This window comes from Aureimonas sp. D3 (assembly GCF_001463805.1).
Classification (GTDB): domain Bacteria; phylum Pseudomonadota; class Alphaproteobacteria; order Rhizobiales; family Rhizobiaceae; genus Aureimonas; species Aureimonas ureilytica_A.
In genome coordinates, this window is the sequence record NZ_BBWM01000059.1 from 45,194 (window position 1) to 59,992 (window position 14,799).

Here is a 14,799-nt window from a genome sequence, read left to right on the forward strand (position 1 = left end):
GCGTTGAAAGAAGCCCATCACACCATCCGAATTCCACGCCTCTCATAGGGAGACGATGCCGCCACCTGCGGATTCTTGCTCATGACGACGATGGCATCGAAGAAGGCCATCACCGGGTCGATCTTGGCATCGCCCGCATTCTGTTTCGTCGCGCGGATCGCGGTGGCCGTCGGCTCGATCTTCAGGTTCGACACGCACCACGACATCAGGCTGCTCTTGGCGTGGAGCAGCGTTCCGCTGGCGAGCTTGCGCTCGGCCGTCTTGATCGCGTTCATCATGCCGTAGCCCTGGGGCGCGCCGATCAGCAGCCCCTCGTCGGCTGTCACTCCGATCGTCGAGAGCGCGTCGGCCAGTTCGCCAAGGCCGGCCGGATCGACCGCCACGGCCGCCAGAAGCCGGCGCGTCTTGATGGTCTCGACAATCTCGATGATCTCCGACACGTCGTCGAGCTTGTCGCTGACGATGGTCAGTTCCTTGAGCCTTTCAAAGTCCCGGAGTTGCGAAGCGATGCTCTTGCGCCGCTCCAGCACGCCCTCGTGGCACCAGGCGTGTGCCCAGCAGAGCCAGTTCTGCGTTCCGATCTCGCGGCCGATCACCGCAAGCCCGAACAGATCGTCCAGGCCGCCACCGTCGATGCCGACCACAATCGCCTCGCAGCGGTCCATGATCGTCGCCAAGGCCAAGGCCTCGTCTTCGCGGGCATCCCAGAAATCGGCGCCGGGCCAGCGGTCCGACCGCAGGTTCATGCCGATCTCTTTGTTCAGGTGCTTGGCGAGGAAGGTGTTCCGGGTTTCCGGTGTCTTCGCCAGTTCCTTGCGCAGTTCGTCCTCGAGCCAGTCTTCGCGCACCGACCGGCCCATGTTCGGGTTGGTGATGTAGAAGTTCTTTGGGTCGAGGTGCTCGTCCCGGTCCAGCATCGCCTTCGGGAACTCGTAGATGACCCCGAGGCTTCGAGGGTCGTCGATCTTCCCGTCCCGGACGTCCCGGAAATAGTCCAGCTTCGCCTTGAACACACCGGCCGGCGGGGCGTCGCTCTGTGTCGAGAGCGAGATGATGAAGCCCTCCGGCCTCGACACGAGACCGCCGGTCGCCTCGCGCAGCATCGCGTCGGCATGCGGGCGCTTTCCGAAGAGCCATAGCTCGTCGATCAGCACGAAGGCGCCCTTCTTGCCCGACACCGTGTTGTTGTCGGCGGCGACCACCTTCAGGTTCGCCTTGGTCCGCCGGTGCGTGATCATGCGCAGGTGATCCTGCACATGGCACAGCTTGGTCAGTTCTGGGTTTGCTCGCACCATGTCGGCCGCGGGCTTGAACGAGTTCTGTGCGACCTCGATCGTCGGCGCGAGGATCAGAAGTTCATTCGACGGGCGCCAGTTGCGAAGGAGCGCCGTCAGCATGATGCCGGCAGCTATCGTCGATTTCGAGTTCTTTTTGGAGATATGAAAAAAGAGGCTTTAAATCAGTCGCTTAGAGCGCCTTGTCGCGTCCTTGTCGCGGCTCTGGGGGCCTTATATCGCCGTCGAGACCAAATCCTGGCCGATCTTACGCATGGCTTCCTCGACAATCGCAGGGTCATCGAAGAGGTGTCCATACCGATCGAAGGTCATCGATATGGTGGAATGACCCATGATCGTCTGAATACGCTTTGGCGGCAACCCGGTCTCGATGAAGAGGGACGCCGCGACGTGCCGCAGCTGATGGAAGTGATATTTCCCCCGCGCGAAATAGCGGGTCTCCGCACCCTTCTCTTTCGCGTCCGCAAGAACGCGGCGCTGTAATCGGCCCCAGCTTTGCTGAATGCAGGCCGGCTGGACCATCCGCCCCCGATTGCCGACAAACACCAGACCCTCTTCGCTCTTTGCGGCACTCGCCAACTTCCACCGCTTGAGTTCCGGCGCAAGGGCGGGCGCGATCGGAACGTCGCGAATGCCGGCATGGCTTTTGGTTTCCCCGATCCTGCCGAATTGATCCGCCGATCGTCTGACCCGAATGATCCCCGCGGCAAAATCAACGTCGTCCCATCGCAAGGCCCGAAGCTCGCCTTGGCGAAGGCCCGTGAAAACGGCTGTGTAGACCAGCGGCCGAAGGTAGCGCGCCACCCCACCCATGCCGAGCACATCGCCGGATCGCGCCAGAAGCTCGCGAAGCTCGTCCTTGGTCGGGATTTCCTTTCGTTTGGGCCGGGTGCCGGGAATACGAATATCCGCCTCGACCATGATGTTCCGGCCAACATGCCCCATCGTCACGGCATGTTTCAGGCACATGCGGAGGATCGCCGCGAGGTGCTTCAAAAGCGCATGGGAACGCGGCTTGGCAGGATCATAGGCGAGGTCGTCAAGGAACTTCTGGACCCGCCGCGCGGTCAGGTCGGTCAGGAGAGTCGTTCCAAACGCCGGCCGAAGATGGACGTCCGCCAGACAACGGAAATTGCGTGCCGTGTTGTGACGCATCCGATCCCCGACATGAGCGCGGGCGTCACACTTCTTCAGCCAGTTGTCCAACGCCTCAGATAGCGTCACGGTGTCACTGGCCGCGATATGGACGCCGTTTCCCACTTCTGTCTCGACCTGCGTCCTGAAGCGGTCGGCGTCCTTCTTCTTGTCAAAGGTCTTCAGTCGGCGTTTGCCGGTGTTGTCGGTATAGCGAACCACCCAGGCGGTTTTCGTCTCGCCGTTATGGTCCCATTCGCGCTTCGAAACGCTCGCCATTCTCTCTCTCCAATTTCGTGAAAGGGAGACCGGCCGGCACGAGGCCGGCCGATCGTCGGGTTTCAGAAGTGCGAGACTTCTTCGCGTTGCGCCTCTTCGCGTTCGTCGGCGCGCGGGTCGCCGTCATGCCGGCCGATGGCATAGGTGCTCGACCAGCCGAGGCTGGGTTCGCAGTCGCCATCCGGTTCTAGATCGCAGTCGCCGTCGAGTGAATCCAGCCGGTCAATCATGGCGTGGATAGCCGCAACGATCTGACGCCGGCTCGACCGCCCCGTGTCGATGAAGATGAGCGTCATCGCGAGCCCTCCCCCTCGTTGGTGCGGATGCGCGAGTAGTCGAGAAGATCGAGTTGCTTTCGAGCTTCCGTCATCGATGGTGTGATGGGCAGGCCCAGCTTGAACCAAAGCTCGCCAGCCGCGCGCGTCCCGAACACCTGCCGCGCTTCCGAAACGAGGCGGACGCGTGGCCCGTCAGGTTCGTGCGGCTGGTCGCCCGAAGGAATTTCCACCGGAGGCGCGCCGGCCGGCCGATGGAAGTGGCGGGTGAGCACCTGGTAGCATTCGCGCTGGTAGAGGATGACGCGCTCCCGCACCCCCTCGTCCTTGATGCGGCTGGCGTCGATCGTGAACAGCCAACCGTTGACGAGCTCGAGCTTGAGGCAGGTTGTTTCTTGAATGCCTCCCTTCGCCAAAGGGGCGGGTATGATACACGCCCCTTCGGACAGGATGGGATCGCGGCGGATGCGCTGGCGCTGCGCATTCCAATCCACGCCCATCGCATCCACGATGGGTTTCACGGCCACGAACACGCCATCGTCGTTTTCGAAGCTGTAGAGGTCCGTTCCGCGGAAGTTCACCGTGACGAGACGAGAGGTCATGCTGCGCCTCCGTGCTCGGCTAGGTAAGCCTCCATGTAAGCCAGCATCTGGCGAAGCTCTTCGGGCGATGCACGCTCGAACAGTTCCATCATCCTGGCGTAGTATTTGATCGTTCGGCAGCGATGCCGCGTCTCTTCGCTGTAGGTGGCCCAACGGTGCGCCAAGTCGGCGGGCCACCATTCGGGCGCGGCCAGAGGATCGAGCGCGCCGACAGGAGCGAGTGCGGGCAGAGACGCTATGACCGCGCCGGCCGTGAGGAAGCGAAGTGTCTGGCGTCGGGATATGGCTTTCATGCCGCCGCCCTCCGCCGCGCTTCGTTATCCGCTCGAAGCGCCCCTTCGAATTCTTCCTGCATTTTCCAGACCGCATCCCGAGCCTGGAGAACCGTTTCGAGAAGCGCCCTCTTGTTCACCTCATCGAGCGCGACCTCACCCGCGTCCGTGAGATGGGCTTCGGCAACGGAGGCGGCAATTTCGATTTGGGTTCCGCATTTCACCACGGCGTCTTCGACTTCGCGGAAGCTCGGCCGCGCGGCCTCGGGGGGCTTCGGCCCTACGTCCAGTTGGTGTTCTGCTACAATCGCATCGTAAAAGGCGTCTCGATGCCGACGAGCCGCTTCGGTCGCATTGAGCGCGGCTTCCAACAGCGCGGCGATTTCGTTTTCGGAAACGCCGGTGCGGAGCTTCAAGTTAGATTCGAAGAGATGCCGAACAACCATGAGCAGGATTTCCGACCGCAGATGGAAGAACGTCACGCCGTCTTCGAGGTCGGAGATGCGAGAGAAGGGAACGGCCTTCACGACGCCACCCCGCCAAGACAGAGGGACAGGAGGCCGGCCGTCACCGCGCCCGTCAGTGCGCCGGCCGCAAGGGCGAGCACATAAGCGCGGTTGAGCCTCTGCCGGATCGCGTGCGTCTCGTCTCGCAGGAAGTCGATTTCCCACATCTGCGCGGCCAGCATGGCCCGCGCTTCGGTGAGCCCCGATGCGAGGCCGACCATCGTTGCCGGGGTCGGGCTGACGGAGGGCTCGCAGTAGGTCTGACGGATTTCGGGTTGGGTCATCCTTATGCCCTCCCCCCACGAACGCCGGCAGGGATGGAGCGCCCGCCCACCGCCATTTCCTCGATCCATTGATCGAGGTCGGCTATGCGAGCGCACACCGTATCGCCGATCCGGAACGTCGGGATTTCCCCCGTGGCGATCCTGTGGCTCGTCTGGCTCGGCTTCATGCTCAGGTAGCTCGCGATCGGCTTCGTCCCGTAGAGAAGCCCGGCCGAAGGCGTCTTGGCCCGGTGTTCGGCTTCTAGAACCGCGATCTGCCGTTTCACCTCCTTCCGCGAACTGCGTTGCGCCTCCCCTTCCAGCGCGGCCAGCCGTTCATCCATCTGGCTGATAAGCTCGGCCTGATTTTGGGTCTTGATGAAGCCGCCCGCTGCCGCGCGCTCTTCCTGTTGGCGGCGGAATTCCGCGAAGACGCGAATGATACGCGTCCGCGCGTGATTGGCGACATTACCGGAGATGCAGTTGCAAACGGCCAAGGCTTGAAGCTCTGTGAGCCAGTATGACCGCGCCGGCCGGCCGAGTTGCAATTTGGCACCGGGAATGTCCACCCCACGGAGCCGGCCGAGACCGGACAGCAAGGACCGATGCGACTGGACGAGGGCGCGCACGGCACCTTCATGAACAAGACCCAGCTGCGTGCTGAGGCGCGCGTCGAAGATCCGCCCCTCTGCGCCGAACTCCGTGCTGATGTCGCTGACCATCAGTTGCACCGTGCTCGGCAGATAACCGCTCTTGTAGATGGAGCGGATGTGCGGAGCCGCGCCAATCAGCGCCACGCGCTGGCGCAGTTCCGCGACTTCGGCGGCAAGATGCGCCAGCGTCTGGCGCGCCTCGTCCTCGACCGGCAACAGACCGCGCCGGTAGGCGAGGAACACGTCGATCATCTGCTTTCGGACGGCGGCGGCGGCCGGCGTGCGCGAAAGAGCGCAGATGACGAGCGCCTGGCCTTCGTTCAGCCAGTATTCCTTGCCGGGTCGACCACCGTCCTCGGAGGTTTGGGACACAGCGTCCCGAACCTCTCCATGAGAGGCCAATTCGGGAAGGTTACGGCCGATGATCTTTCGGATTGCGCGCGCCTCCGAGAAGCCGAGCATTTCTCCGAGCAAGAGGTCGCGGACACGCGGCTCACCCGTCCGATCGTCCAGTTGATCGGGTGTGATGGGCGCGCTGGCGTCATGCACCAGCGCGAGATGGGATTTCGTCATGGGATTCGGTCTCTGTAAGAACCGGCTTTCGACGGCCGGGGTTTTTTCCGCCGTGGAAAAAACCTACGCCAACAACGGGCTGGCGCCGGGAGTGTCGAAACACGTCACAGAGAACGTGCCCGACCGCCTTCCCCCCGAAAGGGTCTTGTATAGCGGCCGGACTCCCGGCATAACTTAGCCGTTCGCGCCCGGCTTGGCGGCCGGCACGTTCGTCTCGCAGGTTGAACTTTGGCGAGTTCACTTCTGCGCTCTGTGGCTGACAGGCCAGACCTTGGCGGGTCCCCTGTCGGGAGTTTCGACGCTCCACGGACATGAATGCCTCACATCCCCGGCCGGTTCAACCTCCCCTCCCTTCGGGGGCGCTTTGGCGCGTCTGTGAAAATGGTTTGGTTTGAAATTTACAGCATAAAAAAACCCCGCCGAAGCGGGGCTTTCTCGTTTCCAACTGAACGAACAGTCAGTTCGCGAACTCAAGATCACCGTGATTTTCAGGACCACGATATTCGAGCGCGCGGCGCTTCTGTTCCGGACCGAGACCAGCAAAAAAACCAGTCATCGGACGCTCCGGCCCACATGCGAGCTGCGGTTCCTTCAGCTCTGGTGCAGGAGAAGGCAGGACGCGATGCATGAGACGTTCCAATTTACGAACTGCACTCATCATCAAACCTCCTTCCTAAAATATGCTGAACGATTTTTCGGTCGTTCTTCAACAAAACCATACACACCGATATAGAGTTCCGCCAGCGTGTCATTGATCGGTTGGATACGAATTTCGCGACGGCCCAAGCCTTGCGCATAATTCGCTGCACATTCCAACACGATCAAAACGCGATAGCCGCGCAATGGACAATCCTTGTTTGGATCACCCTCCACGAAACGCACTTCGACGTAATTGGATTTCAAAAGACACAGCGCGACTCCGCAGAGCCTTTCGCCGCACCAAATGGCAATTTCGAGGCGGTTAGGTTCGCGATGCGCACGCTTGATTTCTCGCCAATCGAAATTCACCTCCCCGTTGCGCAGATCGGGGGGCCATTTTTCGATATGTTCCAACACGCGATTCGAGATTTCGGATACCGAAAACTTCACTCCCAAATGGGGAGCAAGCGAAGTCGCCGCAAGCCGCCGGGCGTCTGCACCTTTATCGCCGTACCTTTGCAATGCACCCAGAAGTTTCATCCAAACCGTTCATAGCCGCTCGACGGGGAACACCTGACCTACCCTTTTCAGGGCTTCCTGTCTGCGCCCCCGCTCACCTCGTTGCCACACTCTTTAATAAAGGATTAAACTTAATATTCCCTTACGGGACAGCAGAGGAAGACCGTACATTGCCCCTAGGCTTGGACTCCACGGAAATGGGCTTGCCGAACGAATACCGTGATCCCGATGACGCCCCGGAATTGACCGACGAGTGGTTCGACCGGGCCGATCTACACGAGAACGGCGTGCTGATCCGCGGCAACGGGTCGGCGCCTGTCGAGAACCATAAAGAGAAAGTCACGCTTCGCCTGGACCCCAATATTGCGACAGCGCTACGCTTCAGGGGCAAGGGTTGTTAGATCCGAGCCAACGACGCACCTCGGAAATAGGTCAAACGTATACAGCAAGCGAATCTAGAGCTGCTGCGCGGCCTTATAATTCATACAGTAGGATTTGCGAAATGAACGGTGATCTCGATGAACAGCTCACGAACATCGCCTCATCTCTTATGCAACAAAGGGACGAGCATGATCGGAAGAAGCGGGAAGCGGCTGAACGGGACCAAGCTGAAAAGGATCGCATTGATGGCTTGCTAAGACAATGGTCTACGGGTTTCATACCCGAATTGAAGCGTGTAGTCGAAGACGTGGTGAGTCGACTTCACGGCACGGTACTTATCAGAGTCCATGAAAATGCTTATGGCCCACGAACAGCGGCTGTTAGCTTTGGGCGAAACTTCGAAAGCGTGACCCCCTACAACCAGAAATACTTTCTAGGCCCCGATGACTTTATTTATGTTGAAACACGACGCGGTAAAGATTTAGGGCAAATGCCCGTCCATCATGATAAACTTTTCTCCGTCTCTGCGATCAACGCAATCAAAATCAAGCGCGCTTTGGTCGATGCCGTGACATTGCTTCGAAACGAACCGGCGTAGCTGTGTTTTCCCAAGGGTTATGATAATCATGCAGGACAACAAACCGCAAAGCCGGCCTGTTGGTTAATGCTCGAACAGGTAGGAGGAGTTGGCACTGCTCCTCCTATTTCGCCTTACGCTTTACGCCGGGTAATGGTTGTCGCAGGTGTGCAGCACGATACGCGAGTGGTTTGGAATTATCCTAACCAAATATACACAATACAAAATATTTAAGACAAGGTTTGATAGTGTCGAATTACCAAAATTAAAGACGTTCTTTTATTTTACGCTCCCTCATAAATTCTAAGGGGGATTTGTGCAAACGACGATGCTGCCCTAGGAGAGCGATCCTTTAGTCTTTGCAGAGCACAACGGCAAAGCGCTATTGTAAACACACATGCCAAGACAAAGTTCGGCAGCTCATCAACTGGAGGCGTATCGATTTCTATATCCATCGGATCACGAGTCCACTGACCGGCGAGTCTCGAAAGGGCTTCACGCCTAGAGCGATTTAGATTCAGTGGGCTCCAAACGCCTTTTCCGTGCCTATATTGTATCTCGTTCCTCACGGAGCTCAACCAACTTGCTCCGCCACCTTTCCTGAAAATCCTTCGCGCAGCCTCAACCTTTCGAAGCACATCCCGCGCATCATTTTTGTCCAAATTACTAAGGACGAGCGTTTCGGAAAATTCTGAGAGTATTCCATCGAATAGTTCCCAAAAAGCTTCATGGGCGCCTCCGACACGGCCTCGCGCCTGAATCATGGTGAAGCCGGTTTGCTTAGTATTCATTTTGCAGCTGTAGAGGCCACCCGACAAAGCAAAGTTCACCATAGTTCCACGAGCATTCAGCAATGATTTAATATGTTGAACATGCTTATTTTCGAAATACGTGCAGCTATGCCCCATAAGGCGTATCAAACCATGCCCACTATAGAATGATGCATAGTATAATCTAATCAAAGCCCAAGGCAGTGAATTAGCGTCTTCGATTGCTCCAACCAAACCTGACATTGTAGTAAAAGAAGCTGACGCAAGTCGAGATGCGTCACCACCAAATGCTTCCGCTATAAAGGCTCCTTCGCGGAAATCGATACTAACTTCTTCCGAAGCGTCATCAATGTCCAAATCATAGCCAGACTTTGGGCCGATAAGGATCGTGTCAGACATATGCCGAACAGACGGACGACCGCTTAGTGCGAATAGTCCACGCGCAATATTGGGTTGCAATGCGTCTGCGATAAGAGACATGGCCCTATGAGCCCATGCCAATCGTAAAACCCGACCGCATAGCCTTTTTGAATATATCTACTAGTGACGTTGGGCTTTTACCAGGGTTTGCCAAGTCAGCCTTTCGCACACGCTCGAACATCGGCCGCAGTATTTCACTGAAATTATCAATAGAAAACTCCGCACCATGCCTATCGGCAACTCGTTCCGCGACGGCAGGAAACAGGATGACGAGAGCTTTAAACATAACGGGGTTCACAATAAGGTCCGCCACGCCATTTTGCCTCATTCCACCAAGGCAAGAATGCAAATAAGCCGACATAACTTGATAAACATACCCAGCACTTGCGCCTGAGAAAGTTTCTAGAATAGGCTTAAGTGCTCCGTTGAACGTAACGCGAGATATCTTACCTTTTTTTCTTTCGTAAGGGCTCATCAGCCCGAAAAGCGGGCTATCAGGCTCGACGTTGAAGAGGTCAAAAACGTCACGCATCAGCGCTTCCGAGTCTGACTCAGTTTCTGCCATGCGCTTGATGTCTAGAATTAACTCATTTGGAACAGGCCGTTGCTTCGTATTGATATCCATAAAAAGACGAGCTTCTTCAGTTCGAGAAAGCCCGTTATAGATTACGACAGGTACTCGAAGCTTCGACGTGGCGAGCTTAAAACCGTAAACTCGATGCTGACCATCAAGAATCAAAAAAGCCCTACTCCCCACTATAAAGTTCAGCGTACGGTTTGGGCGGTTGTATTGTAGGTCGGCCTCTGGCTGTGCTGAAAGCACAATCGAGCTAGGTATTGTTCCGGTTCCACTATCTATGTATGCGGCTATATCGCGCGCTCGTCTTTCGTCCAAGGCTCGCTGGAATCCCTCGTCGGGGTCAGCATAACGCGGTTCCACCATACAGCACTCTGCCAAGACATCACTTGGCATTGACAGCGTATAGAAACGATGACTTCCCTGACTTAGCAGGCTAGCCGTATAGCTACCTCTTTCAGGCGACTTTTGGTTTTCACCTGTGCCCGAGATTGAATCAGGTATGGGATCGTCAGCTTCGATGTTCGACACGTTGCCCTCATGCTGGCTGCATCATAGTGGCAAAACCAAGTGCAAGCCTTTAGACTGTCTTTTTGCATTTCCAATCGTAAATTAGCAACCTCTGGTGGCGTTGAATTCATTCTCGAAGGAACGCAGTGATCCGGCTCTAGTGCGGATCAGATAATCAAGTGGCAACGCGTCGGTTCATGGGGTGGACCCCGTTTCACCGGACAGGCGGCGTTTGGGTTTAGGCACTGAGCCTGATTCCTCGGAAGTCCGATCCGGCTGCCTCGCCTTCTGCCGCCCCGATGGGAGACCACCGGGGCGGCTTCAAATCAGGAGGCAGACACCTTCATGACGAGGATCGCGTTCGGGTCCATCACGCCGCCGCCGACGCGCTTCGTCGTATAGAAGCCGACGTACGGCTTGACCGTGAATGGATCGCGGAGGATGCGGATACCCGTCCGATCGTTGATGACATAGCCCAGCCGGAAGTTGCCAAAGGCGATCGGCAGTGTGTTCGCTGCGATACTCGGCATGTTTTCATCGATCGTCACCGGATAACCCAGCAACGTAGGGGGCTGGCCTTCGATGATGCTCGGACGCCACAGGTAGTTGCCGCCCGCATCCTTGAACTGCGAGATGGCCGATGCGCTGTTGGAGTTCATGAGCCAGGTCGCGCCCTGCCGGTAAGGGGAGCGCAGAGCATAGACCATCTTGATCAAGGCATCGGGCGTGACGGCACTGGCGTTGCCGCTCGGCGTCGTGGCGATCGGGCCGCCCGGATGCTCGTTTTCGGAGACACCGCCTACAACGTACGTCAGGAACCCACGCGGTTTGTTCAAGCCGTCGCCGGCAATGAAGGCGATACCTTCCTGACGCTCGAATTCGGAACCCAGTTCGGTCGTGAACCACTCTTCGAGTTTGAAGTCGGCGTCGTCCACCAGTTGCTGCGACACCATCGGGAACGCATAGATTTCGCCATGCGGGAAGGTAATGGGCTTGAGCGCCGCCGTGGCCGTTTCGGGGCGGGGGGCGGTTTCCCCGACCCAGCCCGAGCCCCACGCGCCCGAATTCCAGATCGTTGAGTAGGCGCGGACGGAGGTTTCCACCACGTTCGCGATCTGACGGAACGGGCTGGCCGCGCGCTGCGCCTTCCGCACCTGCCGGTCCCATTCCGAAGGTGCGAGATACCCGCCAGCCTCGTTCACACCGGCCGACATGGCAGCGTTGATACGCTGGCGTTCGCCTTCGCGGTTCGCCACCTGCAACTGCATCTGATCCATGCCGGATCGCGCATAGGCGATGAACGACTGTGTATATGCCGGGTCAGGCGCGGGGCCGAGCGCGCCAGTATCCGGCATGATGCCGCCACCCAAATGGAACGCTGCCGCTCTTTCGGTCATGCCGTCAAGGGAAGCTTGAAAGTTGCCGAACCGCTTATCGACGGTTCCCTTGAACGCCTCGAAGGCTTCCAAAAGCTCGACCGACATTTTCACCGGGTCAGGAGCGGCACGAGGCGGGATGCAAACGGCAGCCGGGCGCGAGTGGAGATGGGCAGAAAGCGCAGCCAAGCCGCGCGTGGAAATTTCCGGGCGCATAAGCCCTCCTTGGATTCGGAAATTGAAGAAGGTCCGCGCGCTTTTGGCGTGCGAGGGGAGACAGACCGGCGATAGCGAGCATCGCGAAACGGCGTCTCAGGGCAGCGCCTGGCGTACCCTCATGCTTTGGAATTCACCGGCAGCGCCCGGCGTACCCATGAATTCCAACTTGCTTGATTATGCCGCTTAGCGGCTCCCGAGGCAAATGGGGTCAGTTGCCCCGCGCCTGGGTCATCTCGGAGGCGACGAACTGCAGGGTTTCAGCGGCGGAGCCGGGCCCGTCTTCCAGCTCGATCAGCGCCGCCCCGCAAGCGACCATCGATCTCGCGATGACGCTCCGGGGGAGCCCCTGCGCCAACCACGCGTTCGTCGTACGCTCGAGGAATGCCAGCGCTGTTTCCTGCGCCCAATCCTGCGATGTGTTTTCGGGTTCACGTTCGGCCATAGCCGGTCCCCTTTCGTTGTTTGAGTAAGCGGAAGGCGCGCAGCAGGTGCGCACCCCAATGAGCGCGTGCCGCCCTGTTTCTCAGGGCCTACGGGCTACGCGTGGTCTGGGAGGTACGCAGGGGAAAAGGTGCGTACCGATATGCGCACCAAGGCAAAGCCTTATTGAGCAGAGGTTTCGGGCCGTATCGCAGGTACGCAAATCGAAAGTACGCACCCTGTTTTCGTGCAGGGGGATTAATTCTGCGAATGGGATCCCCTGCGGTTCAGCCCCCCTTCGGGCTGGATACTTTGGATGCCCCCTCCTCCCCTATGGAGCGGATCTCTGACTGCCCGCCGCGCCAGCGCCTTCAATCCTACTATCGCACCAGTCATGCGATGCCAGGGAAGCGGCCGTGCTTGAATTGGGGGCGCAACTGATGGGCCGCGGGCTGGCTACGCGTCACGCTGCCCCGGAATTAAACCGACAAGAGGCATAGCCAGATCGAAACGTTACCGCTTCACAATCCATCTCGAGCAAGGACCTAGTATGAGCATCATAGGTGGAAGGTGTGAAACTGCTTCTTTCAGTCGTTACCGAAACGTTGGAGACGCGATATGGGAAGCTCTTCACCATTTGGGTGTCGTTCGGTGCTTTCGCGTTCATCACGATCAGCATCTCATATCTGTTCGAACTGTGGGCAACACCAGCGCTATTCGACTGTCGCGCATTTTCAAAAAACTATGCGGCGTTTGTGGATTTCACCTTCGCACGTCTCCTTATTGCTAACTGGTGCATCTCTGCGTTTTTCCTTGCTTGGACCAAGGCAGGTAGACGCTTTCTCGCCAAGATTGGCGAATGGGCTGAAGACGCCTTGGCAGCGCTTTTTGGCGCATTCATAGGGGTCTCGCTCCTTTCCGTCATTGTGAACGATGATCGGGCGTTTCTCTTTATGGCACTTTTTTACAGTACAGAAGTATTGTTTATCGACCTCACCATCAGGTATCTTATCGCGCCTATGTTCGAAAAACCCTCGCGGCTCGCATTTATATGGATTTTAGCTTCCCCCATATTCTCTCTCATGTGCTTACTCGACCCAGTTTACTATCCATGGAAAAGTCCAACGGCACCTACTCCCATTAGTGAATGCGTGGTGGGGCAGCCGAACGGCGCGTTCTGATTAGACCTCGTTGGATGCAGAGCCCCGTGCCTACATTTCCCAAATGGCCCGGCGCTCTGGCTCGAAGCGGTTGAGTTGGTCGCGCTCGATCGCGCCTTGCTCGCGCGCCAGCTTCTCAGCTTTCGACAGGATGCGGCGCGCCGGCTGCCACGTCTCGTCAGCGTCGAAGAGGTCGCCAATGTCGGGGCGCTCCCCCTCGCCCACGCATCCGGGTATCCAGATGCTGCGAGCCGGGAACACCCCACAGGCGACGAGGCGGCGCGCCTTCTCCTTCGTAATGTTCATTTCAAGGATCTTCGAGCGCGGCATTCGGTAGGCGTAGAAGCGGGATGCACCGGGCGCGTCATTCATGGGCGCTGGTCTCGCTTACCGCCCTCACCTGCTTCATCGCCTTCGTCGCCTCGGCAACGCGAGCGTGCGCGCCCGTGCTCTCGATCGGCGGCAGTCCACGGCGTGAGGCTGCGCCTGCCGTCAGGCGGCGGACACGCTCCCTCACCCGCTCCATTTCCTCGGGCGTCGGCTGCGGCTCGGGCTCGGGTAACTCAACCTCGGGCAGGCTCACGAGCCAGGCGAGCCGATCATGCTCAAGCCGCCATTCGCCCTCAATCGCACGGGTCAGTTTTGACACTTCGGCCGGCGTCGGTGCGAAGGTGCGCGATAGCTCGGGCGGTGCCTCGTCCCGCAACAGGCGGCGCACGGCCTCCCGAACAGCGGGCTCCGAGCGGCCGGGGAGCGCGATCAGGAACCCGTCATAGGTCTGTTGCTTGGTCGCGCTCACGTCCCGCGCCTTAAACGAGGTGTGAACCTGCCCCGCTACCCAGGCGACAATCTGCCCGCCGTCCTCGGGAACGGGTTGCGCCAGCCGGCCGGCAATGTCGGCCATGGTGTGGGCGATGGTACGGCGCTCCGCCTGCGTGAGGCCACAGCCGGCCGGATAGACGTAAGCGCCTGCATCAAGGCGGATCGTGCGCGCTTCGATTGCGACGCTCAGCGAATTGCCGGCGGCGGCGTTCGGCTTCCTCTGCGAACATGCTGCCGGCGTCGATGGCGTCGGGATCAGCGGACCCATGGCCGTGGCCTCTCTTATTGGGGGAATGGTCGATGGTTGGCGGCTGGCGGCCGGCCGGAGGGGATCGGCCCCGACGCTCGATCTCAGAGCGGACCCAGTTCCGCCACGTCGCCGGCCAATCGAGCTTCACGCCATCCTTGCCGGGCTTACCGCGCCAGAAGTCCAGGAACCGCGCCGCTTGGCTTCGGGCGCGATCCGGGGCGAGGCCCATCTCGACCGCGAGGGCGATGTCGGGCTCGAACCCGTCCACCCGCGTTCCGCGCTTCGCCCGCGCTGTACCGTCTCCATC

General features: G+C 58.9%; 19 protein-coding genes. 3 read left to right on the forward strand and 16 right to left on the reverse strand.

The features are described 5' to 3' along the window. Window positions 1–17: 17 nt before the first annotated feature. The 10 genes from AUL36_RS18530 to AUL36_RS23915 all read right to left on the reverse strand — a co-directional run bounded on the left by AUL36_RS18530 (window position 18) and on the right by AUL36_RS23915 (window position 7,031). Window positions 18–1,439 (reverse strand): terminase large subunit, encoded by a 1,422-nt coding sequence (locus AUL36_RS18530; protein WP_156418459.1) that lies wholly within the window; start codon window positions 1,437–1,439, stop codon window positions 18–20. A 69-nt stretch (window positions 1,440–1,508) separates the two neighbouring features. After that, window positions 1,509–2,708, reverse strand: a complete 1,200-nt coding sequence (locus AUL36_RS18535) for a tyrosine-type recombinase/integrase (protein ID WP_062223096.1) — start codon at window positions 2,706–2,708, stop codon at window positions 1,509–1,511. Between the two features lie 62 nt (window positions 2,709–2,770). After that, the gene (locus tag AUL36_RS18540) at window positions 2,771–3,004 is read right to left on the reverse strand and encodes a hypothetical protein (RefSeq protein ID WP_062223097.1); all 234 of its coding nucleotides are present in this window, start codon (window positions 3,002–3,004) and stop codon (window positions 2,771–2,773) included. Then, on the reverse strand, window positions 3,001–3,585 hold the full coding sequence (locus tag AUL36_RS18545) for a phage antirepressor N-terminal domain-containing protein (protein WP_058635692.1): 585 nt from the start codon (window positions 3,583–3,585) through the stop codon (window positions 3,001–3,003). The genes AUL36_RS18540 and AUL36_RS18545 overlap by 4 nt, the downstream gene beginning before the upstream one ends. Next, window positions 3,582–3,878, reverse strand: a complete 297-nt coding sequence (locus tag AUL36_RS18550) for a hypothetical protein (RefSeq protein WP_062223099.1) — start codon at window positions 3,876–3,878, stop codon at window positions 3,582–3,584. The genes AUL36_RS18545 and AUL36_RS18550 overlap by 4 nt, the downstream gene beginning before the upstream one ends. Continuing rightward, window positions 3,875–4,384 carry a hypothetical protein gene (locus tag AUL36_RS18555; RefSeq protein WP_062223101.1) on the reverse strand — a complete coding sequence of 170 codons (510 nt, stop codon included), beginning with the start codon at window positions 4,382–4,384 and terminating at the stop codon, window positions 3,875–3,877. Before AUL36_RS18555 ends, AUL36_RS18550 begins: the two co-directional genes overlap by 4 nt. Further along, a complete protein-coding gene (locus AUL36_RS18560; RefSeq protein WP_062223103.1) occupies window positions 4,381–4,647 on the reverse strand; it encodes a hypothetical protein in 267 nt (88 codons plus the stop codon). Before AUL36_RS18560 ends, AUL36_RS18555 begins: the two co-directional genes overlap by 4 nt. Window positions 4,648–4,649: 2 nt before the next feature. After that, window positions 4,650–5,852 (reverse strand): hypothetical protein, encoded by a 1,203-nt coding sequence (locus AUL36_RS18565; protein WP_062223104.1) that lies wholly within the window; start codon window positions 5,850–5,852, stop codon window positions 4,650–4,652. 457 nt (window positions 5,853–6,309) lie between these two features. Further along, window positions 6,310–6,513, reverse strand: a complete 204-nt coding sequence (locus AUL36_RS23910; RefSeq protein ID WP_156418460.1) for a hypothetical protein — start codon at window positions 6,511–6,513, stop codon at window positions 6,310–6,312. Beyond that, entirely contained in the window at window positions 6,513–7,031 is a 519-nt protein-coding gene (locus tag AUL36_RS23915) for a hypothetical protein (protein ID WP_156418461.1), read from the reverse strand. Before AUL36_RS23915 ends, AUL36_RS23910 begins: the two co-directional genes overlap by 1 nt. A gap of 182 nt (window positions 7,032–7,213) precedes the next feature. Between AUL36_RS23915 and AUL36_RS24295 the strand changes: the two genes are divergently transcribed. Beyond that, window positions 7,214–7,411 carry a BrnA antitoxin family protein gene (locus tag AUL36_RS24295; RefSeq protein ID WP_192843861.1) on the forward strand — a complete coding sequence of 66 codons (198 nt, stop codon included), beginning with the start codon at window positions 7,214–7,216 and terminating at the stop codon, window positions 7,409–7,411. A 101-nt stretch (window positions 7,412–7,512) separates the two neighbouring features. Then, entirely contained in the window at window positions 7,513–7,989 is a 477-nt protein-coding gene (locus AUL36_RS23925; protein ID WP_156418463.1) for a hypothetical protein, read from the forward strand. 263 nt (window positions 7,990–8,252) lie between these two features. Here the strand turns inward: AUL36_RS23925 and AUL36_RS23930 are convergent, their stop codons facing one another. From AUL36_RS23930 to AUL36_RS18580, 4 genes are all read right to left on the reverse strand, one after another. Then, window positions 8,253–9,218: a hypothetical protein gene (locus AUL36_RS23930; protein ID WP_156418464.1), complete on the reverse strand. Its 966-nt coding sequence runs from the start codon at window positions 9,216–9,218 to the stop codon at window positions 8,253–8,255. 4 nt (window positions 9,219–9,222) lie between these two features. Continuing rightward, a complete protein-coding gene (locus tag AUL36_RS23400) occupies window positions 9,223–10,266 on the reverse strand; it encodes a DGQHR domain-containing protein (protein ID WP_082655929.1) in 1,044 nt (347 codons plus the stop codon). Window positions 10,267–10,571: 305 nt separating this feature from the next. Continuing rightward, entirely contained in the window at window positions 10,572–11,837 is a 1,266-nt protein-coding gene (locus AUL36_RS18575) for a phage major capsid protein (RefSeq protein ID WP_082655930.1), read from the reverse strand. Between the two features lie 211 nt (window positions 11,838–12,048). Next, a complete protein-coding gene (locus AUL36_RS18580) occupies window positions 12,049–12,282 on the reverse strand; it encodes a hypothetical protein (RefSeq protein WP_062223113.1) in 234 nt (77 codons plus the stop codon). Window positions 12,283–12,832: 550 nt separating this feature from the next. On the opposite strand from AUL36_RS18580, the gene AUL36_RS18585 reads away from it, so the two are divergent. Next, a complete protein-coding gene (locus AUL36_RS18585; protein WP_062223114.1) occupies window positions 12,833–13,441 on the forward strand; it encodes a hypothetical protein in 609 nt (202 codons plus the stop codon). Window positions 13,442–13,471: 30 nt separating this feature from the next. Here the strand turns inward: AUL36_RS18585 and AUL36_RS18590 are convergent, their stop codons facing one another. Then, the gene (locus AUL36_RS18590) at window positions 13,472–13,792 is read right to left on the reverse strand and encodes a hypothetical protein (protein ID WP_062223116.1); all 321 of its coding nucleotides are present in this window, start codon (window positions 13,790–13,792) and stop codon (window positions 13,472–13,474) included. Further along, a complete protein-coding gene (locus AUL36_RS18595; protein WP_156418465.1) occupies window positions 13,785–14,510 on the reverse strand; it encodes a hypothetical protein in 726 nt (241 codons plus the stop codon). Before AUL36_RS18595 ends, AUL36_RS18590 begins: the two co-directional genes overlap by 8 nt. Window positions 14,511–14,799: the final 289 nt, after the last annotated feature.